Here is a 23,673-nt window from a genome sequence, read left to right on the forward strand (position 1 = left end):
CAACGCGCATTCGTGCATACCTTTCCCCTCCATGTTATATTTATTCACATGAATACGGAGGAGGCAGTCGTGAAAATGATACGCAGCTTGTACGTAGTACTAGCATGTCTATTGGTCGCATTCGGTGTCATGATTCTAAATTTTTCCCATCTCGTTACAGGGGGAACAGCTGGTCTGGCTTTATCTCTCAGTTATTTGTTACATGTACCGTTTTTCATTAATTTCTTCTTGATCAATATCCCTTTCTACATGCTCTCCGTCTTACGCATGGGATGGAATTTTACCCTTTCCACGATTTTTTCGGTTACTGCTCTTTCAATACTTACAGGTTTTGGAAAGTTGGTTCATCCGATTTCGATTCCTCCCTTTGTTGGCGCAATCGCAGGCGGCATCGCCATTGGGGTCGGATTAATCGTACTCTTTTATAACCAATCGTCTCTCGGCGGTGCGAACATTCTAGCGCTCTATTTGCAACGTAAACTGGGCTGGGATCCTGGGAAGACCAATTTTGCATTTGATTTTGTGGTCGTATCGATCGGGTTTTATAGCGTGGGATTGTGGAGAGGACTCGCTTCGATCCTCAGTATTGTTGTCATCGGTATGATTATCAGCCGCTTCAAGAATCTCTTTGCGGGTGAAGCAAGAAAACGAAACCCCGATCAATTGGCCGTTAAAATATGAGAAAAAGCTGGTTGGCAAGATTTCCAACCAGCTTTTTTCGTCGGCTTATATCATTGATTAGGCTCTTATTCTTTCGGAGCATCGTTAATGACTCGAAACCATTGATTCAATTCCCCTGCCTAAAGCATGTGCCAATTGTTTGAGTTCCTGCATCAGGATATGGAACTGTTCCGGATCGAGGGATTGTGCCCCATCGGAAAGCGCTTTGGACGGATCCGGATGCATCTCCATGATCAAACCGTCCGCGCCTGCTGCCAATCCCGCTTTAGCCGCCGGCGGAACATAGGCGCGCACGCCTGTCGCATGGGAAGGATCGACGATGATCGGCAGATGGCTGAGATGTTTGACAACGGGAACCGCATTGATATCCAGCGTATTCCTGGTCGCGGTTTCGAATGTGCGGATCCCGCGTTCACATAAGATGACGTTCGGGTTCCCTTCTGCCATGATATATTCAGCGGACATTAACCATTCCTCGATCGTTGCCGACAACCCGCGTTTCAGAAGGACAGGTTTTTGCGTTTTGCCGACCGCTTTTAATAAGGGGAAGTTTTGCATATTGCGTGCCCCAAGCTGAATCACGTCGACATACTCTTCAAATAATGGCAAATGTTCGATATCCATTAGCTCTGTCACCACGGGCAAACCCGTTCGTTCTCTCGCTTCCGCAAGAATTTTCAAACCCTCTTCTTTTAATCCCTGGAACGAATAAGGGGATGTACGCGGTTTGAATGCGCCGCCGCGCAACATTTGAGCGCCAGCTGCTTTGACGATTTCAGCTGCGGTAAACAATTGATCACGGCTTTCGACCGAACAGGGACCCGCGATCACGACAAGCTGATCGCCCCCGATTTCCACATCTCCTACGCGAATCCGCGTGTCGTCCGGATGGAAATCGCGGCTTGCCAGCTTGAACGGATGTGTAACATGCACAGATCTTTCCACGCCTGGCAGCGTTTCTACGGGAAGTTCTTTCAAGATTTTCTTGTCACCAATCATTCCGATAATCGTGCGTTCTTCCCCTTTTGAAAGATGTACGCGCACGTGATGGGACTCGAGAAACGATATGACCGCTTGAATCTGTTCCTCCGTAACGTTCGATTTCATGACCAAGATCATGGCTTCCACTCCCCTTTTATCGTGTTAGGATGTATGGTTTGGCAAAATGAGTGCTTGGGCGGGTGTATCGCAGCAATAAAAAAGAGTTTCACATCCTAAAGGACGAGAAACTCGCGGTACCACCTTTATTGGTTCCAGAAGAACCCACTTTCACGCATGAGACTCATGCGGCTTGATTTGATAACGGGGCAAGACTCCCGGCTGGGTCTACTGCGATTCGACCTGCTGCTCCGAGGGGTAATTCGCATGATCGGCCGTCCTGGTTTCCACCAACCACCAGGTCTCTGTACAACGGGAGCGATCTGCTACTGATCCTCTTCATCGCTTTTATGCATATATGCTTTTTAGTGTGAAAGATTGTTTGTATTTTATAACGATTGAAAATAAAATGCAAGCCCCCATCTCCAAATAAAGTTGGTTCCATAGGGGTATACTTGCAAAGAACGAACAAGCGGCCTGCCATGAAGAATGACAGGAGGGATCTTGTTTTGTCTTTTCGTGAATTGCCTTACTCGCTCCGTGTCCTTCTCGTGATCAGTGCTTTGTTTACATTGGCAACGGCCTTATCGAGTGCCTTCGTTAACGTGTACTTATGGAGGCAGAATCAAAGCCTCGTCATCCTTGCAGTCTATAACGGATTGCAGTTTCTGATGATGCCCCTGATGTTTTATCTGGGGCGCATCCTTCGTCCGAAACGCATGGAACCCTATCTTCGCTTAGGTATTTTCTTTCATGCGCTCTTCTACGCGTCTGTCTTGTTTATCGGTAACCGCTCCCTTTCTTATTTGCTCGGACTTGTTTTAGGGATCGGAGCAGGTTTCTACTGGTTTTCCTTCAATCTCTTGGTTGTGCGTATCGCACGCGGAAAATGGCGAATCGTCTTCAACAGCTTCATGGGCGTTCTCAGTTCATTGGCCAACATGGCTGCACCCTTGCTTTCAGGATTTCTTATCGCAAGGATCCATAAAGAAATCGGATACAGTTTGATTTTCGCCTCATCTCTCACATTATTCGCGATCGCATTTTTTATCAGCGCCCGATTACGAGGTGAACTCTTTGAAGAAAGGCCTGCCCCTCTTTTTTGCAGACGCCATCCCAACTGGAATCGTGTATTGATCGGCAGTTTCTTTCAGGGGTTACGGGAAGGAGTGTTCACTTTCCTGGCGGTGATTCTTGTCTATCTTGCGACAAAAAACGAAGTATCGCTCGGACAGTACGCCGCTTTGACGTCGCTGATCTCTAGTTTATCGTTTTTCTTTGTGGGAAAAATCCTGAAATGGAACTGGTACAACGAATCGATGCTCATTGGTTCCTTCTTCTCAACGGGAGCGATCGCATTATTCGTACTGAATATGAACTATTCCACGATTTTGTGGTACGGTATCATGACCGCGTTATTCACTCCCCTGTTTGCCGTTCCTTTCGGTACTCGCGTCTATCAGGTGATCGATGAGGCACATCATCTGTTTGAACGGGAGTACATCGTTGAACGCGAGATCACATTAAACCTAGGACGCATTTTGAGTATCGCTAGCTTTATTGCCGCTTACACATTTTTGCGCAAGGAATGGATTCCCTTGTACCTGGTCATCATCGGGTTCATGCAAATCGTGGCCGTTTTGATATTAAGAACGGTGCGGATGAACGGTCCGAGCGGACAGGATCATTGCTTGGGGGTAGACATTCCAAAACGAAAAAAAGGGACTCTTTCATAAAAATACTTTCATCGAGTCGTACGTTAAAACTAGTTGCGTTTTTTCGCTGTAACGTGATATGGTAGTAGTGGCAACTGAATCATAGCGGGAGCTTGGAAGAGCCAGGCTGAGAGGGTAGCCGCATCTGCTACCGACCGTTGAACCTGAACTGGGTAATGCCAGCGGAGGGATTGCTTATACACCCATCGTGTATCCAAGACCGCATATTACCCTTTATGCGGTCTTTTTTGATCTCCAGCTGGAGGTTCTGGTACAACGTCTAGAGCGAGCAGACAAAAAGAGTTGCCAAAATGTGAATCGATTTTGGGAGGGAATACCATGTCACTGCGCTCACAAGATGTACCGAACATTCCGTTGATGTCCTCTTTTCCAGGAAGCAAAAAAGTTTACGTTCAAGGTTCTAGACCCGATATTCGCGTCCCGATGCGTGAAATTTCACTCAGTCCGACGAAGGGCAATTACGGCGAAGAGGAAAATCCGCCTGTCCGCATATACGATACGAGCGGGCCATATACCGATCCTGACTATCAGGCGGATATCCGCAAGGGTTTACCTCTGAATCGCCTCGCATGGATTCTCGAACGCGATGATGTCGAAGAATATGAAGGCCGGGAAATCAAACCGCAAGATAACGGCTATCAAGAAGGAGATCCGCGTGCGAACCTAGAAGTGTTCCCGGGCTCCAAACGCCGCCCGTTGCGAGCGAAAGCAGGCCGGAACGTAACGCAAATGCACTACGCTCGAAAAGGAATCATCACTCCCGAGATGGAATATATCGCCATCCGCGAACAAGTGGATCCAGAATTTGTGCGTCAAGAAGTGGCGGCAGGCCGTGCGATTATTCCCGCCAACATTAACCACCCGGAACTTGAGCCCATGATTATCGGCCGAAATTTCCATGTAAAAATAAATGCAAACATTGGGAATTCTGCGGTTACTTCGTCCATTGATGAAGAAGTGGAGAAAATGACTTGGGCCATCCGTTGGGGTGCCGATACGATCATGGATCTTTCCACAGGGAAAAACATTCACACGACTCGGGAATGGATCATCCGTAACTCCCCTGTTCCCGTCGGTACGGTTCCTATTTATCAAGCACTTGAAAAAGTTGGCGGAAGAGCGGAAGAACTCACTTGGGAAATCTTTCGCGACACATTGATCGAGCAAGCGGAACAAGGTGTTGACTACTTCACGATCCACGCGGGTGTGTTGTTGCGCTACATACCTTTAACCGCAAAACGGGTGACAGGAATAGTGTCCCGCGGGGGATCGATCATGGCCGCATGGTGTCTGGCACACCATCAAGAGAATTTCCTCTATACACATTTTGAAGAGATTTGTGAAATCATGAAAGCGTACGATGTTTCCTTCTCATTGGGAGACGGATTGCGCCCCGGATCGATTGCCGATGCAAACGATGAAGCGCAATTCGCCGAATTGGAAACACTCGGGGAGTTAACGAAAATTGCTTGGAAGCATGATGTCCAAGTCATGATCGAAGGTCCCGGGCACGTGCCGATGCACTTGATTAAAGAAAACGTGGATCGCCAACGTGAAGTCTGCCATGACGCTCCGTTCTACACGCTCGGTCCCTTGACGACTGATATCGCTCCAGGCTACGACCATATCACGTCCGCAATCGGTGCGGCGATGATCGGATGGTACGGAACAGCGATGCTCTGCTATGTGACGCCGAAGGAGCACCTCGGGCTGCCCAACAAGAATGATGTGCGCGAAGGGGTTATCGCCTACAAAATCGCAGCACATGCCGCCGATCTCGCAAAAGGTCATCCCGGCGCACAAATTCGCGATAACGCGCTCTCCAAAGCGCGCTTCGAGTTCCGCTGGCGCGATCAGTTTAACCTGTCGTTGGATCCGGAGAGAGCGATGGAATACCATGACGAAACGCTTCCCGCCGAAGCGGCGAAAACCGCTCACTTCTGTTCGATGTGCGGTCCAAAGTTCTGCAGCATGAAGATCACGCAAGATATTCGCGAATACGCGAAAGAAAAAGGATTGGACACAGAAGAAGCTCTCCAAAAAGGTTTGGAAGAAAAAGCCCAAGAATTCCGTGAAACGGGCGGCAAGATTTACAGCTAATAAGGAAACCCGGGGACGACTTCCTCCCCGGGTTTATATGTTTAATCATCCTCAAACGTAACATCTTCCTCTGTGATCATGATCAGCGATTCTTTGTCTACCTCTTGCATCCCGTTGATTCGCGTCGACAGATTCATTTTGGCACGTTCGAATACCCGCTCTGCAAGTCTCCCGTTCCCGAAACTTTCATCCGCCTCCGAACACTTGTGAATAAAATATTCCCACAATTTTTCCTCGGCCGCGTTCGTCAAACGATAATCAGACATGTGCGCTTTCCGCTTTACAATTTCAACGAGTTCACTGGCTGAAAAATCGGGAAACTGGAGAGTAAAACGGATCCTGCTTTTCAAACCCGGATTGACCTTCAGCAATTCTTCCATTTCATCGGTGTATCCGGCAAAAATGACTGTGAATAGACCTTTTTTCTCTTCCATTTCTTTGATGAGCGTCGCCAGCGCTTCGGCACCAAAATCCTCTCGGTTACGCGCGAGGGCATACGCTTCATCGATAAAAAGGATCCCCCCTAACGCTTCCTTCACCTTCTCAGCGGTTTTTAACGCAGTTTGCCCCATGTATCCAGCAACCAGATCTTTGCGCGTCGCTTCGACGAAATGCCCTCGAGGCAAGATGTTCATGACCCGCAGGATCCTTCCAAGTAAACGGGCCACCGTTGTCTTTCCGGTTCCCGGATTTCCTGTGAAGGCCATATGAAAGGTGAGCGGTTCATCTTCCAATCCATGTTCCAGGCGCTTTTTTTCCAAAGCAATAACATCGATGACCTGTTTCACCCAACGCTTGACTTCGTCCAATCCCACGAGTCGTTCCAATTCATCCAATACACTTTCCAATGTCTCACCCTTGGCATCGCCTTCTTCCACAAAGTCTTCTGCCGTCAACGTTGTCCATGTGTCTTTCGACTTCCCTAGTTCCTTGGCGCGAACGGCATGGCGGATCTTCGCTTTTTCCATGCAATTCCGCACGGTTCGCGCATTGCCAAACGTTTCATCCAGCTTATGACGAAGCACTTGTTTCAACAACGCGTCTTTGGCGTCATCACTCAAGACATATTGATCGTTCTCCGCGAGAAACTCGGCAATCTGGATCAATTCTTCATTTGTATAATCCGGAAACTCGAGATGAAACGGAATACGTTCGCGGAGTCCGGGGTTGTACGACAGAAACTCGAACATTTCCCTCTTATAGCCCGCCAAGATCACGATCATTTGATCACGATAATCCTCCATCAGCTTGACCAACCCGTTAATGGCAGTGAGACCGAAATCTTTGCCCGAATCTTTTTTGTAGAGGGCATACGCTTCATCAATGAAGAGAATTCCTCCCATGGCACGTTTCACGTATTTGAGCAGATTGGCTTCCGTATGTCCCATATAAGCGCCTACAAGAACTTGCCGATCTACCTCTACCACGTGTCCTTTGGCAAGTACATTCAGTTCCTTAAAGATATTCCCAAGCATGCGCGCCACCATGGTTTTCCCTGTTCCGGGATTCCCAAGAAAGCACATGTGCAATGTAGGGAGTTTCATTGGAATTCCAAGGATGCCCATGCGTTCCTTTTCAAAAATGGCAAAATCGGCAATCTCTCGAATTTGCTTTTTTATAAGCGAAAGGCCAGGGAGTTTCTCCAGCAAAGCCAAGGTTGTCTCTTTCTCATTCGCTGATATTTGTTTTTCTATCGGTTCGCTCTTCTCTAACATAAGCTTCCATGGTTCGTCGGAGTCGGACAGTTCGTCGATACGAAGGTCATGGAGATTCTCTTCCGGATCTCCTGACAATGAATCTTCCGAATCGATGGGATAAGAGGGGCGGTTTTCTTTCTTCTCTTTGACAGGTAGGAGAGAAGCGTTCGACCATAATAGATGATCCCTCTGACCGGGCTTTATCCCAGCATCTCCTTTCGAGATATAGAGAGTCGTTGCGGGAAGGGGTTTCAACAAAATCTCCCTTCCCATACCTAGGGAAACTGACTTTCCTTGCCATTGCAAACTTGAATGAACGGCCAAATAGACATGACGATTCTCGGTAAACACCACATCGACCACGGCTTCCCCGGGCAGTTGGGAAAGACGCTGATACAACGCTTCATACGGCCACAGGTAGACACCAGTTCTACGAGAGTCCGTAGGATATTCAACATGATGAATGCGGACTCTGCCGTCACTGACATGAACCTTGACTGTCGTATCCGGGTAAACTTTTAATGTATCCAGCAAAGGGGCGAGAGCGGGAATCGTGAATCGGACGACACGATCGGGATCGTAATGGCGCTTGTAAAAAGAGATCGTATAGTCTTTTTCACAATCCGGCGCATGGATGATATGATTGGGTATGAGGAAATGTTTTTTCCCATGGGTAAAAGACAGAGTTGTGCTGCGAAAGCCCAATGTGATCTTTCCGCATACCGTGTGAAAAAGTTCGATCATGTTTTTGAGTTTATGGACGAAGACACGACAATACAAGGCGGAAACGGCGGGAGATTCCCTGTCTCTCCGTTCGATCGGGATCGTTGCCCGATACACACTGTCCGAATCTTCATCAATGACCGTTAATGTCTCCTTCGTGAGATCGAGACGTAAAAAAATCGTTGTTTCATAAACCGGTTCTTTCACGTTCATGATTTCTTGCAAAGCGGACAACCAATGTTTTGCATCCACTGTGACTTTTACCGCTTGCATAAAATCCTTCCCTTCGACAATCTTCCAACCTCTCTCCTTATACCATATGCAAAAATGGAGACCCGTGCCCAAAAAGAAATCCGTCTTCATCACTCGTGAAGACGGAAGAGTGCTTGGGTGGATGTATCGCTTTGCGCTTGGGTTCGGAGAAGGTCGTCCCGCCCGGATTCTATACAGAGGTTGCGGAACGACCTTCAACTCACCTCTGCGCTGCAAAGCGATACAATCCACCCAAAAGTCACTCTGTTGCTTATGGCAGCTTCAAATCTCTCTTCCTGCACAAGATACTTTTCATCCTCTGATGGCGCCGCCCATGCGGCATGGAGGGCTATTTTTCCTTTGACTCCGACTGTAATAGGGTCATGAATTGTTCCACATCGGTGGTCGGCGACTTACAAGCGTAATTTTCACAGACAAATGCGGTTGCACGGCCTTCAATCGCTTTTTGTTCTTTGATGAATGGCACGAGCCGTTCGATTTCCCGCGCTTCCGGCCCCTCCGGACGGAAGAGCCGGACAGCCTGCGGAAGAAAGACTTGATGAACCGCCCGTAACATCCGCTTTGTATCTTCCGCATCGCGGCTTCCCGCCACGACGATTTCTTTTCCCGGATAATAGGCAAATTGTAAGGCCATGAGAAAATGGGTATACCCGGGCGGATACGATCCGACGTTGCCTGAAAACGCCTGTATCTGCTTCTGCGCCAGTTCTTCTAGACGGGTTTCCCCTGTGATCCTCGCCAGCCGCAAGAGATTCAATGCAGCGACAGAATTTCCGGATGGAAGTGCCCCATCATACACTTCTTTGGGACGCGCCAATAGCTGTTCCGCATCCGATCCGTTGAGGTAAAATCCTCCTTCCCTGTCATCCCAGAATAAACGAACCATTTCTTCCGTATAATGTTTGGCCAATCCCAGATACTCGGCTGAAAAAGAGGCTTCATACAGTTCCAGAAGTCCCCATGTGAGAAACGCATAATCATCGAGATAGGCCAAAAACGCAGCCTCCCCGTCCCGATAGCGGGCCAAAAGCCGTCCGTCATCACGAACAAGGTGTTTTTGGATAAAAGAAACCGCCCGTTTTGCCGCTTCCTCATATGAAGGATCCTGCAAGATCTGTGCACCTTTGGCCAGCGCGGCGATCATGAGGCCGTTCCACGCGGTGAGAATTTTATCATCTTTATGCGGATGAATCCGCTTCTCCCTGTACGCGAAAAGTTTTTGACGGAACCCTTCCATTTGCGACTCGAGTTGTTCTACGGAAAGTCCTGCCTCTCGTACAATGGATACCGGGTCTGTATGGATGATGTTCAAGATGCTCGTTCCTTCGAAATTTCCTTTTTCCGTTACATCATAGTAACGACAGAACAAAGTCCCTTCTTTTTCCCCCAAAACATGTTTGATTTCAGCGGGGGTGAATACGTAAAACTTGCCCTCCACTCCTTCCGAATCGGCGTCCTCCGCCGAATAAAATCCGCCATCGGGTGATGTCATATCCCGTAAGATATACGTGAAAATCTCCCGGGCGATGCGTGCATATGTCTCCTTCCCCGTAACCTGAAACGCCTCCAAATAAGCGATGGCAAGGAGAGCGTTATCATATAACATTTTTTCAAAATGAGGCACGAGCCATTTGTCATCCGTTGAATAACGCGCAAATCCATATCCCAGGTGGTCATAAATTCCCCCGCGGTGCATCGCCTCCAACGTTTTCTCGACCATCGCGAGCGCCTTTGTTTTTCCCGTTTGCTTCCAGTATCGCAGCAAGAAAGTCAGGTTATGAGGGGTTGGAAATTTGGGGGCATCTGAAAACCCGCCATATCTTGTATCGAAATGATCGCAGAACATCTGAAACGCTTGATGCAGAATCTCTTCCGACAGTTTTCCTTCGTTCGATGCTCCGAATCTCGGCTGCAACGCTTCCGTCAGGCGCTCACTGGAACGGATGAGCCGCTCACGATCCTCTTTCCACAACTTTGCGATTTGTGTGAGAATCTCGATCAGACCACTGTGACCGTAACGCCCATGCTTGGGAAAATACGTCCCGGCGAAAAACGGCTTCTTCTCCGGTGTCAAAAACACAGTGAGAGGCCATCCTCCATGACCGGTCATCGCCTGGCAAACGGTCATATAGATATGATCCACATCGGGCCGTTCTTCACGATCCACTTTAATGGCCACAAAGTGGCGATTGAGTAGCTCTGCGACTTCTTCGTCTTCGAACGATTCTCTTTCCATGACGTGACACCAATGACATGTGCTGTATCCCACACTCAGAAATATCGGCTTATTTTCCCTTTTCGCTTTCTCAAAAGCCTCTTGACTCCATGGGAACCAGTCTACAGGATTGTAAGCGTGTTGAAGCAGATAAGGAGACTTCTCATGAATCAGCCGGTTAGGCTTTTTTCCCTGATTCGGAGCACCCATTCTTATATCCCCTTCCAATAATTTCTGTCGATAGTATACACGAAAAGAAGGGAACAGTATAAGTCAATAATCTCTAGAACGTGCTTAGAAAAATACATTCTACTTGAAAGGGTTTTAACGAATATGATCCCTTTACTTCACGAGCAGGTTGCAGTCCCCTATTCAATTCCTTCAATCGCTTCCTTTAACCACTCTTTGATCTGTTCATCACTCGCTTTATATCCACTGAAGGTTGTCTATTTTAAACGCAAGTGAGGGATACCGGCGGCGGCGGTCGGCGGGTGGCTTTCTTATCGTCTCTTTCGCTTCTTTCTTCGTTTTCTTTCGCATTGAATCTCTTTATTATCAATTATTACTTCGTAATTTTTAGTGTAATAGATTAGTATATTTATCCATTTCAATATAAAAACTTGCAATAAAGCGGATCAGTCCCTGGAATCTACCGAAACGGAGATTCCCGTTTTGATCGTAATCTGTTCCCCCGGAGCCAGCACCCGCAATCCGGTCAAGGACGGCGGGAGATCCAAATGCGGGGCATTGGTCACCCATGTGTAAGGTTCCGGACAAACAAATCCCTGCTTGCCATCCGCGTTGTAAACCACCCAATGCTTGAAGTTTTCATCTGCCCAATAAGTGATGCGCAAACCCAGTCTCTCATTCGCAATGACCGCTTCATTCCTTCCCCTCGGGGAAGCGGAAGAAAGAAACGCGTCGTCCAACGCCCGCTCTTTCAGTCGGATCCCTTTTTGCCATTGCTCCCGATCTTCTATCTCCTCCAACTCACCCGTCGGCAACAACCGTTCATTCAAAATCCAGCGCTTTTCGGCTGTCAGCGAAAAGGTGCATGCATCTTCCGGGAAGAGAAACGTTGTATGGTAGCCCAATCCCCAAGGAAAAGCCTCCTTGTCCCGGTTCAGGATCGTCGCGTTTTGTTGGATCCTCTCCCCTTCCAAAAGATAGGTCATGCGCACGGTAAAAGGATGCGGAAATTGACGAACAATCTCCGGGTGAACGGTGGAATCGATTTCCGTTTCCAGAACGACGCGATCGTTCTTGACCTCTGCCCGCACCCGTTCCCACTTTTCCCGATAGAGGAATCCATGAAGGTGGTTTCGTTTGTCTTTTTCGTTCATATCAAAATGATAGGTGCGTCCGTTGAATGTAAACCTTCCATCACCGATCCGGTTGGGAGGGAACAAAATCGGCGTGCCGTATAAGACGGGATTCTCCCAAAATTCTTCCCGCGACTTTGGGGTTCTCAACAGGCTGGCGTTTTTCTCCTTGTGAAAAATGGAGATCAGATTGCTTCCCCACCCCGGAACCAAAATGATTTCCATCCGCTCGTTTCCCGCCCGAATCGCCGGTTCTCCCAAATAGGTCATGTTTTCTACATATGCCGTGGCCATCGGTTCATGAACTCCTCTTCAAAAATTCTGTGTCTGTTGGCTTACACCTATGACAGAATTCTGATGGAGATCCTTTTACTTTCTATATTTCGCCAATTTTCGGCTCAGCTCCTTGGTTTGATGGTAAATCTCCTGATAGATCGGAAAGAGATCCCGATAGATCTCTACCTGTTCCCGGCGCGGCGCAAATTCCATAGATGGCCGTATCCATTGTGCGGCACATTCCTCTAAAGATTCGAACCATCCGCATCCATAGGCGGCCAACATGGCCGCTCCCATCCCTGGGCCCTGTTCATTTTCCAGTTTCACGATTTTTGCATTGAAGATGTCCGCCTGGATTTGCAGCCAAACCGGATTTTTCGCCCCTCCCCCGATCGAGACGATCGTATCGACCGTTTTTCTTTCCTGTCTGAACCATTCGATCGATTCATGAAGGGAGAATGTAATTCCCTCGATCACCGCTCTGACAAAATCGCTGCGCTGGTGGGAACTATCAACCCCGATAAAACTGCCACGAATGGTCGAATCCGCATGTGGCGATCTCTCGCCGAACAGATACGGGGTAAACAGCAACCCGCGGGAACCGGCGGGGATCTGCGCGACGCCGTGGAGGAATTCATCAAAGCTCTCCTCTTTGGCGAACGTCTCCTTGAACCAGCTCAAGCTGTACCCGGCAGAAAGCGTCACCCCCATGGCATAGAAGGCATCTTCTTTCCCATGGTTAAAGAAATGCACCTTTCCTTGATAATCCCGCTCTTTCTCCTCATAAGACAAAATCACGCCTGAAGTCCCGATGCTGCAAAGCGTTTTTCCGTCCGACAATATCCCCGCCCCGATCGCGCCGCAAGCGTTGTCGGCACCACCGGCAAACACTTTGGTGGTTTCCTTCAGGCCTGTTTGCCGGCAAATCTCAGGCAAGAGCGTTCCGACGCAATGAGAGGACTCCACCAAAGGCGGACAAATCGTCAACGGGATCTCCAACCGCTCGCAGATTTCCTCGCTCCACTGTTTTCGGGCTACATCCAGCAGCAGGGTTCCTGCCGCATCGGAATATTCGCTATTGACCGTACCTGTCATCCTGAATCTCAGATAATCTTTCGGGAGCATAAACACGGCTGTGTCCGTAAAAACATCCGGTTCATGTTCTTTCACCCACAACAGTTTGGGGAGCGTAAACCCTTCCAGCGCAGTATTTTTCGTGATTTGCACCAGCCGTTCTCCCAATTTCTCTTCGATCTCCCGGCATTGCCAGGTGGTCCGCGTATCGTTCCAAAGGATCGCGGGCCGCAGAACCTGATATTGCTGATTGAGCAGGACAAGACCGTGCATCTGTCCGGAAAAGCTGATCCCTTCGATGTCTTCCGGATTTACCTTCCTGGCTGAGACCAGTTCCGCCAAGGCCTGCACAGTCATTTTCACCCACTCTTCCGGAACTTGTTCACTGAAGCCAGACTTCGCCTGGATTAAAGGGTACGATTTGGAAACCGCCTGACATACCTCTCCCTTTTGATTAACCAAAAGAACTTTCACCGCACTCGTTCCCAGATCAATCCCGATAACATATTTCATCCGACGTCCCCCTTTTGAAAGAGGGGTATTGTGTTTGTGCTTGAAACACAATACCCATTTCGGTTTAAACCTCCAGGATGTATTGATTCAGAATGGCTTTTAGTTTCTCTTGCCGGCCCGATTCGTTTTTGATTTCCCGGTTTTGCAACGCATAGGCTTCTAAAGTGTGGAAGTTCGCACGTCCGGAAACGATCTCCAAGCCGATCCCTTCTTTGAAACTGCGGTAACGATAATCGATGAAATTTTCGAATACGCGGTCTTCGATCAGTTTGGCGGCCACTTTTAATCCTCTGGCAAAGCTGTCCATACCGGCAATATGGGCGTAGAATAAATCTTCCGGTTCAAAGGAACCCCTTCTCGTCTTGGCGTCAAAATTGAGTCCCCCCTTGCCTAAACCTCCGTTCTGCAGGATTTCGTACATGGCCAGTGTCGTTTCATATAAATCGGTAGGAAATTCATCCGTATCCCATCCCAGCAAGGGATCTCCCTGGTTTGCATCCACCGAGCCCAACATCCCGTTGATCCTGCACCATCTTAATTCATGCTGGAAGGAATGACCGGCAAGAGTCGCGTGATTGGCCTCGATGTTCAATTTGAAAGAATCCTTGAGGCCATATTTGAATAAAAACGCCACCGCTGAAGCCGCATCAAAATCATATTGATGCTTGGTGGGTTCTTTCGGTTTCGGTTCTATCAGGAACTGCCCTGCAAATCCGATTTCCTTCGCATAATCATTCGCCATGTGCAGGAATCGGGCCAAGTTGTCGAATTCCAGCTCGAGGTTGGTATTTAGCAGCGTTTCGTATCCTTCCCGTCCTCCCCAGAATACGTAGTTTTCCGCCCCGAGTTCTTTGGCAATCTCGAGTCCTTTTTTCACTTGGGCGGCGCTATAGGCAAATACGTCAGCATTACAAGCGGTCGCAGCACCATGAACAAACCGGGGATGGGTAAAGAGATTGGCGGTATTCCAAAGAAGCTTGACCTTGCTCGTCGCCATATATTCCTTCATGAGTGAAACGATTTCATCCAGATTTTTATTGGTTTCCTGCAAGGTATCTCCTTCCGGTGCAATATCCCGGTCATGGAAAGTGAAGTAAGGGACGTTCAATTTTTCAAAGAATTCGAACGCGGCTTCCAATCTGGCTTTTGCCAAATCCATGCCCGTATAGGATTTCCAGGGCCGAATCATTGTGCCATTCCCAAAGGGGTCAGACCCTTCCCCGGTAAACGTATGCCAGTAGGCAACAGAAAACCGCAGGTGTTCTTCCATCGTTTTTCCTGCTACGATCTCTTTTGGATTATAATATTTAAAAGCCAAAGGATTCTTTGAATCTTTCCCCTCATATTGAATTGTACCGATATTTTTGAAATATGCCACGACGGCTCCCTCCTCATTCGTTTGTTCCCCATTCCTTTCGCTACGCCCGCTTCTTGCTTGAAATGTCCAACCACACCGCCAAAACCAGGATCGTTCCTTTGACGATATACTGCCAGTAAGGGTCAATGTTCATCATGCTCATTCCGTTGTCTACACAAAACCAGGGCGATAATTAAGGCATAAGGTCCTGAGATCGAAGTTGACCCTCTTTACGAATGATTTAAAAATTACAAATATATCGTAACACCCTTTAATTAGTTTGTCTACTAAACAAACTAAGTTTTTTGTCTTTTTCTCCAATTTCTTTCGTGTTAGAATGAAAAAGTGCAGTGGATTAGGTTTTTTAACTCCGTATAAGTTCCTTGTCTTTACTTCGTCGTCTTCAATTTATACATCCATTAAACAAAGTGAGGATAGCTATGAAAACAACTGGCGACCAGTCTCTTGTCAAAAAAATAAATAAATCGATCGTCCTGGAGACGATCAAAAATAACTTCCCCTTATCCCGTTCCCAAATTTCGGAGATGACCGGCCTGAATAAGGGAACCGTTTCTTCGCTGGTCAATGAATTGATTGCTGAAGATCTTGTTTACGAGGTGGGGCCGGGTCAATCAAACGGCGGGAGAAGACCCGTGATGCTCCTGTTCAACAAGGTTGCTGGCTATGCGATTGGAGTCGATCTGGGGGTTAATTACATCTTAACCGTGTTAACGAACCTGCGAGGGGAAATTGTCAAGGAACATATGACTTCTTTGAACCAGACCTCCTTCGCTTTCATCTTTAACACCTTGAAGCAGTCTATTCAAACCATGATTGACCATACCCCTCCGAGCCCGTATGGGATTGTGGGGATTGGCATCGGGATCCGGTATAATCGATGACAAAGGCACCATATTGTTCGCCCCCAATTTAAAATGGGAGAATATCGATTTAAAAAGCATGATCGCCAACGAGTTTCCTTTTCCCGTCGCCATTGATAATGAGGCGAACTCCGGAGCGCTCGGAGAAAAACTGTTTGGTGTCGGCAAGGATGCTTCCAACCTCATTTATGTCAGCGCCGGGATCGGAATAGGGACAGGAATTATCATCGACAATGAATTGTATAAAGGAAGCTCAGGGTTTTCCGGGGAAATGGGGCATCTGACTATTGAGGTAAACGGAAAAAAATGCAGCTGCGGAAACAGAGGTTGTTGGGAAATGTACGCTTCCGAAAATGCCCTCTTGGAACAGGCGAAATCCTTGTCCATCCATTCTGATCGAGCAGATAAACCGCTCGATATCGAATCATTGGTAAAAATGGCTGACGACGGACACGTAGAAGTCATTCACCTTTTTAATACAATCGGCGAATACCTGGGCATCGGTCTGACCAACATCATCAATACATTGAATCCGGAACTGATTATTATCGGCAATCGTCTTTCCGCTGCAAAAAATTGGTTGATAAATCCGATCAGGAGAGTCATTGAAAATCGTGCTTTACCCTTTCACCGCAAACAATTGCGGATCGAGTTTTCCGGATTGAACATTTATTCCTGTGCTTTGGGTGCTTCATCGATTGCAGTTTCTCATTTCTTTTCGGAAAACAACATCACCGTGGAATGATTACGAGAATCGAGTAGGAAGGGGCGCATGATATTCGCGAGGATTGGGCTTAAAGGTCTGCCTTGCGGCGGAGACCCTTGCCTTGAGCAATGGCTACTGCTACCTTCGCCATTCGGGACTCCCACCCTATAGACAACGCCCATGCCGGGCACACTGAACAGCGGGCAGGCCATCGATGACCTGCCCTTTCCTATTTTACCTATTGTTCATATTGTCAAAGAACATTGTGCCTTTAAGCGCACATGTTACTTTCAGATTGCCCTGTTGTCGGACAGCGAGCGCATTTCATCTTCGAGCTCAGATTCGATCTGGGAGACCTTCGAAGTCTCCCCCATACGCCAGTAGACGATGAGGCTCATAGCAATACAGGCAGCTACGTAGTAGTAGAAGAGCGACTCGGAGCCAACGCTCTTGAACCATAACGCGATGAACTCTGCCGTCCCGCCGAACACCGCCACGGTGACTCCATAGGGGAAACCTACGCCAAGGGCACGGACTTCTGTCGGAAAGAGCTCGGCTTTCACGATCGCATTAATGGAAGTGTAACCCGTGACAACGATGAGACCCACCATCATGAGCAAGAAAGCACCGACAGGGTTTTTCGTGTGTTCCAAGATCAGGAACAGTGGCACTGTCAGCAACGTTCCAAGGATACCGAAACTAATCAATAGCGGACGCCGTCCAATCCGGTCGGACAGCATGCCGGCGAAAGGTTGAAGGATCACGAATACCAGCAGGGCAACAAAATTGATCCAGCTGACGACCTCCTTTGGGAGTCCCTCTGTATTCACCATGAACTTCTGTAAATACGTCGTGTATGTATAGAAGGCGACTGTTCCGCCGAGCGTGAGTCCGACGACTGTCAGTACCGCCTTGGGGTGCTTCATCAGAGCTCGAATCGTTCCGGCGCTAGCCCGGCTTTCAGCACCCATTTTTGAAAACTGCTCGGATTCGTCCATCGTGCGGCGCATCCACAATACGGCCAATGCCCCCATGGCTCCGATAACGAAGGGAATACGCCAGCCCCAGGACTTCATTTCGGGTTCGCTGAGTATTTGTTGGAGGATGATCTGGACACCCAGTGCCACCAGCTGTCCGGCAACTAGTGTGACATACTGAAAGCTCGAGTAGAAGCCCCGGCGGCCGCTGCTGGCCATCTCGGACAGGTACGTTGCCGAGGTTCCGTATTCTCCACCGAGCGACAACCCTTGGAGAAGGCGTGCAAGAACCAGAATGATAGGAGCCCACACGCCAATGGTACCATAGCCAGGAGTGCAGGCAATGATCAGAGAACCACCGGCCATGACGGAAATGGAAAGCGTCAGCGCAGCACGGCGGCCATGACGATCGGCGTACCGGCCCAGCAGCAGGCTCCCTATCGGGCGCATCAGGAAGCCGACGGCGAAGATTGCCGCTGTGTTAAGCAGTTGGCTTGTCGGGTCTCCCTTGGGGAAAAACGCGGCCGAGAAATACACCGCGAAAGCCGTATAAACGTACCAATCATACCATTCGATCAGATTCCCAACCGAACCTTTGAAGATGTTGCTTGCAATGCGTCGCGTATTTGAGCGCTCAATGGATGGAGTCAATGTAAAACCTCCTTTTGAAGTACCGGTGTTTGACGCTTCTTTATTAGCTTCGTCAATACTCTGATACTTTGATAGCTAACATAAACTCTATTTCCTTTTTAAATCATATCATATCTCATACGGAAATGATAGTTTTGAATTTATAGTTAATTTATTAGCCCGTTAAAAGTGAATAACCAATATAAATCGCCGCCCCCCACATCACCAAAGCGGAAATTTTGTTCAAAATCCCCATGAATCGTCCAGATTTGTCCAACTCGCCCGTAGCTCGACCTGCCACGGCCAATCCCGTGAACCAAATCCAAGAAACCAGAATAGCGGCAAGTGCAAAGGCCACTTTTTCCGCCCCGGTGTAATTGAGTGAACTGGTTCCGATGACCCCAACCGTATCCATGATCGCATGGGGATTCAGAAGCGACACCGATGCCGCAAACGCAATTTGTTTGCGGGGGGTAAAAGTCTCTGAAGCATGACTTTCGCTGTTGTCATTTTCAGGTGCGCTCTTCCAGGTACTCCATCCCATATACAGCAAAAACACAATCCCGCAACTCAAGAGAATCGTTTTGACCCAAAACGAACCCAAAATCACCAAAGAAACCCCTAGAACCGCAAGGGTTATTAAAAAGGTATCGCACAGTGAGGCAGTCAGTATAACCGGGAGCGTATGGATGAATCGTTTCTGAAGGGCCCCTTGATTAAAAACAAAAACGTTCTGGACGCCGAGCGGAAGAATGAGTCCAAACGCGAGAATGAATCCGTGAATAAAAGCTGTTACCATTCGAGTTCCTCCCTTTGCATGACGTATGAGTACAATGATACTCAGATCTCGGCCGCTGTCTCCAACCAATTGGATGGATTCCGAACCAACCAAGATGTAAAATAAAGTGGAATAGAAAACCTATGAGGGTGGATCATCGATGTTGAATCTGGATTGGAAGCCGGACAAATCCTCTCCAATACCTCTGTATGTACAGATCAAGAAATACATCAAAAACAAAATTGAAACCGGCGAATGGCCTGTAGGCAGCAAAATTCCTACGCAACGTACTTTGGCGAAAGTATGGAAAGTCAACCGCAGCACGATCGTTACGGCTATGGAAGAATTGATCGCAGAGGGATTGCTGGAAGGCAAAAGTGGAAGCGGTACGAGGATTATTAACAATACGTGGTCCTTAATGACTTCTACCCCGCCCTCTGACTGGAACTCGTATGTCCACGCGGGAATTCATCAACCGAATCTACCTACCATACAAGAAATCAACAAAGCGGAATTTGATCCAGATATCATCCGATTGGGTACGGGAGAGCCTTCCCCCGACTTATTTCCTCGTGACATGATGAAAAACGTTTTTCATCGGTTGACGGACCACATCGATTCACTTGGCTACGAAGAACCAAAAGGGTCGCTCTATCTCAGAGAACAACTCAGCAAGCATTTGAAAAGACTCGGGATTGATGCCTCCCCTTCTTCCATTTTGATCGTTTCGGGAGCCCTGCAAGCATTGCAATTGATATCGATAGGTCTCTTACAACGAAGTTCTACAATCTTTCTTGAAAAACCCTCTTACTTATATTCCCTTCATGTGTTTCAATCGGCCGGAATGCGATTATTCGGACTTCCGTTGGATGAAAACGGAATTCACGCCAAAACGATTGCGTATCAAAAAAAGAGGCAAAATGCTGCATTACTCTATACGATTCCCACCTTCCATAATCCAACAGGGATCTTGATGTCGGAAGAAAGACGAAGGGAACTTTTAGAGATTTGTGAAAAGGAACGGCTTCCGATCATTGAAGATGACGTATACCGGGAGCTGTGGCTGGATTCCCCACCGCCTCCACCATTGAAATCTATGGATAAAAATGGTCTGGTTCTGTATCTTGGCAGCATATCCAAGACATTGAGCCCAGGGTTCAGAATCGGTTGGGTTGTTGCCCCGGAACCGGTCATTGAACGACTGGCCGATATCAAAATGCAAACCGATTATGGATCCAGTTCCCTCTCTCAGTGGGCTGTAGCGGAATGGTTATCGAGCGGGCTTTATCACCAACATTTAGAAAAGGTCCGGGAAGAATTGCGAACTCGGAGAGCAGTCATGATCGATGCATTGCAAAAGTATTTATCAGACATTGCTACCTGGACGATTCCAAAAGGCGGTTTTTATATCTGGTTACGAATATTGCCTTCGCTCTCCATCCGGGATCTGTTTGAAAAAGCATTGGATCGGGGAATTCTATTGAATCCGGGGAATGTATACGATCAATATGCAACACAGTATCTTCGGCTTTCTTATTCCTATGCTTCTTTGGCTGATTTGAACAAGGGGATCTTTCGTCTTGCGGAAGTGATTCGGCAATTAAAGTCATAAGTATCATCTAGACTGAAAAATAAAGTGTAAGACTGGGTTAACCTTTTTTGCTAACGGGCAGGATAGTTTAAAAAGAGGGTTTGTTATCATTCGGATAGAAAGTACGATGAACCAACAATTATATAAAACGATAGGGAGTTTGATAACGATGCCAAAAATCACGACTTTTTTGGCATATCGATGAACAAACAAACCCATTATTTTGATTGAAAATTCTTCTTCATTTTTAAAAACAATCTTCATGAGAATTTCATTTTTGGTTGATATCCTGAAAACGTAAGGTTCAAAAATTTTTCCGAGGTGGACGTAAAATGGAACGATGCTCGTTTCCAGGATGCAATTACATGGCTGAAGTGGTTTTGAATCGTCATACCCTCACTGCACATGGCATGAAAAAATCAGACGTTATAAAAAAATTCGGTTCTTTTACGGTCAAATTTCAGGTTCTCGATAAACGAATCAACCGATGGTTACAAGAAGTAGCCCCGAGCATAACCTATAATTCCTTCAGTCGACCTCAAATTTTGAGTGTGAAATAACAAGAGAGGTGCGAGCATCATTTGGAGCAAGAAATCATACGGGGTTCACACACCAAGCAGTATGAAAAGATTATTGCATGATAAATATTGTGGGGGATTCCCCTCTTCAGACTGCGGACAAACTCCTTCGTCACAGTAGCAGAAAGGAATTTTGTCTGCAGTCTGTAAACTGTACAAAAAAGTTCAGTTTATTCATTAATTATTTTGCATCAGGATTAATCTCAGATACTCCAAAAAGAAGTCCTTGGTTATCTGTACAATACGCAAAGTATCCCATCCCAGGTACAGGCGTTTTAGGTACAACTACATTTCCACCATTTTCGACTATCTTGTTAAGATATTCATCAACAGAATGGACTTCAATGGAGTTTATAGTTCTTGTGGCCGTCAGGAGACTTCATCAATCCTCCATCTATACCTGGTTCACCACTCTCGCCTGTGATCATGAACCAACAATCATGTGGTCCAGGCATCTTTTCAAATTTCCACCCAAAACAATTAGAATAAAACTGTATAGCTTGTTCAGGATTTGGAACCTGAAACTCAAATCTTAATACCTTGCCCATTTAAATGCCTCCCTCAATGAAAGAATCACTTTTTTCGTTTTCTTCTAAATTTCACGTTCTATGATTCGAATGTCATTTTCCATTTAGTTATTGATTGAACAAATGTATAACAATAGTCAGAGAATAAAGCGGAATAGAGGATCCTTTGGTCCATTTACGGTCAAATTTCAGTTCCTCTATAATGGCAAGGCGGCTGGGTTTAAACCTGTGACCGCCCATTCACAGTCGAATGCCCTACTGACTAAGCTACGACACATTGTATTGAATTTCCACAAGGATTATCATTGGATTACAAGAATATATTTTATACGCCGAATCTGAAACAATTCCTTCCTTTCCAGTTCCGTGACCACAGCGGCTAAGATTCGGATCGTGGCGGTGTTCCCCTACCGAACGAAGTGGGGAAACCCTAAAATAATAAAGACATCTGTACTGTGTACACATTGTAAGGCGTCTACCGAATATAAGGTGTCAATAATAAATGAAGTCCATCATTTTCCAACTTGAAAGAAATGAAACAGAACCAAGCATCAACATTACCACACACAAAACTATGGTGTTTCTTACTTTGTGGGAAGAGGACTGTTCCAATAAGACATATTTGTAGATGGAAACTGAGTATATGGGAAATAATATGATTCCTGTAATAAGGCAACTAAAGTCGAATTCCGTTGGTATAGGTATCATAGCCATAGGGTCAGGTTGAGGATTAAACATAATTAACATGATTACAAGAGGTAGAGTAGCAAAGGCTACTCTCCAATAAAACCACTTAATCCCCTCTTCTTTAAATAACACTAACCAATATACAAACCACACAAAAGCATAAACACTAAAAATAATAGCACAACTAAGTATAGGAGCAATCATTAAACCTAACTGGGCGTTTCCAGAAACTTGCCAAATAAATTGTCCTGAAAAAAAACCTATAAAAAACAATAAAACACCCAAAATAAAAAGTACTATTATTTGAACAAAACTACATGCAATATTTATCGTTAAAAATTGTATAAAATTTAATGCTTTTTCCTTTTTTGTTTCCATTTTCACCATTGCCTCTTTTGACTACCTTGAAAATGTGTAGTTTGGCGGGCGTATGCTTTGCGTTCGCGCTCCGTGGAGGTCGTCTCGCATGGAACAATGATCAGATGTGGCGAGACAACCTCCAAAGTCGCTGTCTCACGCAAAGCATTACGCCCATTCGAAGACACTTTTCATCCTCTGATGGTGCCGCTTGCGGCATGGGGGACTATTTTGAAAATGAGTGCTTGGGTGGGGGTATCGCTTTGCGCTTGGGTTCGATGAAGGTCGTCCCGCCCGGATTCTTAATAGAGGTTGCGGAACGACCTTCAACTCACCTCTGCGCTGCAAAGCGATACAACCCACCCAAAAGATACTCCGTTTCATAAGGCAGCTTAAATCTCTCTTCCCGCACAAGAAACTTTTCATCCTCTGATGGTGCCGCTTGCGACATGGAGGGCTATCATGAAATATCATAGTTTGAAATTTCAATCAGGTTTCCATCAGGGTCTCGAACGTATACGGATTCAATGGGACCAACGGCCCCCGTTCGTTTGACAGGTCCTTCGATGATATCCACTTGACAATTCTTTAAATGGTTAATTACTTCGAACAAAGGCCAATCGGTGATAAAACAAAGATCAGCAGATCCATTTGTCGGAAACTGAGCTTTAGGTTCAAATTCTTTTCCTTTCTCATGTAAATTGATCTTTTGATTCCCAAAATGTAATGCTCTTCTTCCGTTACCAAAAACGACTTCTTTCATACCGAGCACACGTGTGTAAAAATCACATGTTCGATCGAGATTCGTTACAGTGAGTACCAGGTGATCTAATTGTTTAATCAAAACAGACACCCTCCCCGTAAACACAGTTTTTCACATGAAATCGCGGCCAGAT

The 23,673-nt window shown here is 46.9% G+C and carries 17 protein-coding genes, 1 pseudogene, 1 riboswitch and 1 other annotated feature; of the genes and pseudogenes, 7 read left to right on the forward strand and 11 right to left on the reverse strand.

All coding sequences use genetic code 11. From position 1 onward, the window contains the following. Positions 1-75: 75 nt before the first annotated feature. On the forward strand, positions 76-681 hold the full coding sequence (locus DNHGIG_RS03400; RefSeq protein ID WP_282201342.1) for a YitT family protein: 606 nt from the start codon (positions 76-78) through the stop codon (positions 679-681). A gap of 84 nt (positions 682-765) precedes the next feature. Here the strand turns inward: DNHGIG_RS03400 and aroF are convergent, their stop codons facing one another. Further along, positions 766-1,800 (reverse strand): 3-deoxy-7-phosphoheptulonate synthase, encoded by a 1,035-nt coding sequence (gene aroF / locus DNHGIG_RS03405; RefSeq protein WP_282198341.1) that lies wholly within the window; start codon positions 1,798-1,800, stop codon positions 766-768. A gap of 95 nt (positions 1,801-1,895) precedes the next feature. After that, positions 1,896-2,131: a binding site (T-box leader), on the reverse strand. A 157-nt stretch (positions 2,132-2,288) separates the two neighbouring features. Here aroF and DNHGIG_RS03410 point away from each other — a divergent pair. Together DNHGIG_RS03410 and thiC are read left to right on the forward strand one after the other, a co-directional pair. Then, positions 2,289-3,515 carry an MFS transporter gene (locus DNHGIG_RS03410; RefSeq protein ID WP_282198342.1) on the forward strand — a complete coding sequence of 409 codons (1,227 nt, stop codon included), beginning with the start codon at positions 2,289-2,291 and terminating at the stop codon, positions 3,513-3,515. A 74-nt stretch (positions 3,516-3,589) separates the two neighbouring features. Further along, positions 3,590-3,701, forward strand: a riboswitch (TPP riboswitch). A 132-nt stretch (positions 3,702-3,833) separates the two neighbouring features. Beyond that, positions 3,834-5,615: a phosphomethylpyrimidine synthase ThiC gene (gene thiC, locus DNHGIG_RS03415; protein WP_282198343.1), complete on the forward strand. Its 1,782-nt coding sequence runs from the start codon at positions 3,834-3,836 to the stop codon at positions 5,613-5,615. A 41-nt stretch (positions 5,616-5,656) separates the two neighbouring features. Here thiC and DNHGIG_RS03420 read toward each other — a convergent pair whose 3' ends face one another. The 5 genes from DNHGIG_RS03420 to xylA form a co-directional block, all read right to left on the reverse strand. Beyond that, on the reverse strand, positions 5,657-8,308 hold the full coding sequence (locus DNHGIG_RS03420; RefSeq protein WP_282198344.1) for an AAA family ATPase: 2,652 nt from the start codon (positions 8,306-8,308) through the stop codon (positions 5,657-5,659). A gap of 328 nt (positions 8,309-8,636) precedes the next feature. After that, the gene (locus DNHGIG_RS03425) at positions 8,637-10,733 is read right to left on the reverse strand and encodes a thioredoxin domain-containing protein (RefSeq protein ID WP_282198345.1); all 2,097 of its coding nucleotides are present in this window, start codon (positions 10,731-10,733) and stop codon (positions 8,637-8,639) included. Between the two features lie 425 nt (positions 10,734-11,158). Continuing rightward, positions 11,159-12,139 carry an aldose 1-epimerase gene (locus DNHGIG_RS03430; protein ID WP_282198346.1) on the reverse strand — a complete coding sequence of 327 codons (981 nt, stop codon included), beginning with the start codon at positions 12,137-12,139 and terminating at the stop codon, positions 11,159-11,161. A gap of 75 nt (positions 12,140-12,214) precedes the next feature. Continuing rightward, on the reverse strand, positions 12,215-13,708 hold the full coding sequence (gene xylB / locus DNHGIG_RS03435) for a xylulokinase (protein ID WP_282198347.1): 1,494 nt from the start codon (positions 13,706-13,708) through the stop codon (positions 12,215-12,217). A gap of 64 nt (positions 13,709-13,772) precedes the next feature. Next, positions 13,773-15,086, reverse strand: a complete 1,314-nt coding sequence (xylA, locus tag DNHGIG_RS03440) for a xylose isomerase (protein WP_282198348.1) — start codon at positions 15,084-15,086, stop codon at positions 13,773-13,775. Positions 15,087-15,505: 419 nt separating this feature from the next. Between xylA and DNHGIG_RS20915 the strand changes: the two genes are divergently transcribed. Then, the gene (locus tag DNHGIG_RS20915) at positions 15,506-15,967 is read left to right on the forward strand and encodes a MarR family transcriptional regulator (protein ID WP_369414659.1); all 462 of its coding nucleotides are present in this window, start codon (positions 15,506-15,508) and stop codon (positions 15,965-15,967) included. Then, positions 15,939-16,691: an ROK family protein gene (locus tag DNHGIG_RS20920; protein ID WP_369414660.1), complete on the forward strand. Its 753-nt coding sequence runs from the start codon at positions 15,939-15,941 to the stop codon at positions 16,689-16,691. The genes DNHGIG_RS20915 and DNHGIG_RS20920 overlap by 29 nt, the downstream gene beginning before the upstream one ends. Before the next feature lie 251 nt (positions 16,692-16,942). On the opposite strand, the gene DNHGIG_RS03450 is transcribed toward DNHGIG_RS20920, so the two are convergent. Both DNHGIG_RS03450 and DNHGIG_RS03455 read right to left on the reverse strand, forming a co-directional pair. Next, the gene (locus DNHGIG_RS03450; protein ID WP_282198349.1) at positions 16,943-18,280 is read right to left on the reverse strand and encodes an MFS transporter; all 1,338 of its coding nucleotides are present in this window, start codon (positions 18,278-18,280) and stop codon (positions 16,943-16,945) included. A 154-nt stretch (positions 18,281-18,434) separates the two neighbouring features. After that, positions 18,435-19,058, reverse strand: coding sequence for a LysE/ArgO family amino acid transporter (locus DNHGIG_RS03455; protein WP_282198350.1), 624 nt, complete (start codon positions 19,056-19,058; stop codon positions 18,435-18,437). A 139-nt stretch (positions 19,059-19,197) separates the two neighbouring features. On the opposite strand from DNHGIG_RS03455, the gene pdxR reads away from it, so the two are divergent. After that, positions 19,198-20,649, forward strand: coding sequence for a MocR-like pyridoxine biosynthesis transcription factor PdxR (gene pdxR, locus DNHGIG_RS03460; protein ID WP_282198351.1), 1,452 nt, complete (start codon positions 19,198-19,200; stop codon positions 20,647-20,649). A 344-nt stretch (positions 20,650-20,993) separates the two neighbouring features. Further along, entirely contained in the window at positions 20,994-21,188 is a 195-nt protein-coding gene (locus DNHGIG_RS03465; protein WP_282198352.1) for a hypothetical protein, read from the forward strand. Positions 21,189-21,387: 199 nt separating this feature from the next. On the opposite strand, the pseudogene DNHGIG_RS03470 reads toward DNHGIG_RS03465, so the two are convergent. From DNHGIG_RS03470 to DNHGIG_RS03480, 3 genes and pseudogenes are all read right to left on the reverse strand, one after another. After that, positions 21,388-21,754 (reverse strand): annotated as a pseudogene (locus DNHGIG_RS03470) (VOC family protein). A 471-nt stretch (positions 21,755-22,225) separates the two neighbouring features. Then, positions 22,226-22,798: a hypothetical protein gene (locus DNHGIG_RS03475; protein ID WP_282198353.1), complete on the reverse strand. Its 573-nt coding sequence runs from the start codon at positions 22,796-22,798 to the stop codon at positions 22,226-22,228. A gap of 439 nt (positions 22,799-23,237) precedes the next feature. Further along, on the reverse strand, positions 23,238-23,621 hold the full coding sequence (locus tag DNHGIG_RS03480) for a VOC family protein (protein WP_282198354.1): 384 nt from the start codon (positions 23,619-23,621) through the stop codon (positions 23,238-23,240). Positions 23,622-23,673 lie beyond the last annotated feature (52 nt).

Origin of the sequence: Collibacillus ludicampi, from assembly GCF_023705585.1 — a bacterium.
Lineage (GTDB): Bacteria > Bacillota > Bacilli > Tumebacillales > BOQE01 > Collibacillus > Collibacillus ludicampi.

What these genes read in the sequence shown, in the direction of transcription:
- xylB (WP_282198347.1), bottom strand. Translation starts at nt 13,708, where the DNA reads ATGAAATATGTTATCGGGATTGATCTGGGAACGAGTGCGGTGAAAGTT.
- DNHGIG_RS03400 (WP_282201342.1), top strand. Translation starts at nt 76, where the DNA reads ATGATACGCAGCTTGTACGTAGTACTAGCATGTCTATTGGTCGCATTC.
- DNHGIG_RS03425 (WP_282198345.1), bottom strand. Translation starts at nt 10,733, where the DNA reads ATGGGTGCTCCGAATCAGGGAAAAAAGCCTAACCGGCTGATTCATGAG.
- DNHGIG_RS03465 (WP_282198352.1), top strand. Translation starts at nt 20,994, where the DNA reads ATGGCTGAAGTGGTTTTGAATCGTCATACCCTCACTGCACATGGCATG.
- DNHGIG_RS03455 (WP_282198350.1), bottom strand. Translation starts at nt 19,058, where the DNA reads ATGGTAACAGCTTTTATTCACGGATTCATTCTCGCGTTTGGACTCATT.
- DNHGIG_RS03475 (WP_282198353.1), bottom strand. Translation starts at nt 22,798, where the DNA reads ATGGAAACAAAAAAGGAAAAAGCATTAAATTTTATACAATTTTTAACG.
- DNHGIG_RS03430 (WP_282198346.1), bottom strand. Translation starts at nt 12,139, where the DNA reads ATGGCCACGGCATATGTAGAAAACATGACCTATTTGGGAGAACCGGCG.
- DNHGIG_RS20915 (WP_369414659.1), top strand. Translation starts at nt 15,506, where the DNA reads ATGAAAACAACTGGCGACCAGTCTCTTGTCAAAAAAATAAATAAATCG.
- thiC (WP_282198343.1), top strand. Translation starts at nt 3,834, where the DNA reads ATGTCACTGCGCTCACAAGATGTACCGAACATTCCGTTGATGTCCTCT.
- pdxR (WP_282198351.1), top strand. Translation starts at nt 19,198, where the DNA reads ATGTTGAATCTGGATTGGAAGCCGGACAAATCCTCTCCAATACCTCTG.
- DNHGIG_RS03420 (WP_282198344.1), bottom strand. Translation starts at nt 8,308, where the DNA reads ATGCAAGCGGTAAAAGTCACAGTGGATGCAAAACATTGGTTGTCCGCT.
- aroF (WP_282198341.1), bottom strand. Translation starts at nt 1,800, where the DNA reads ATGATCTTGGTCATGAAATCGAACGTTACGGAGGAACAGATTCAAGCG.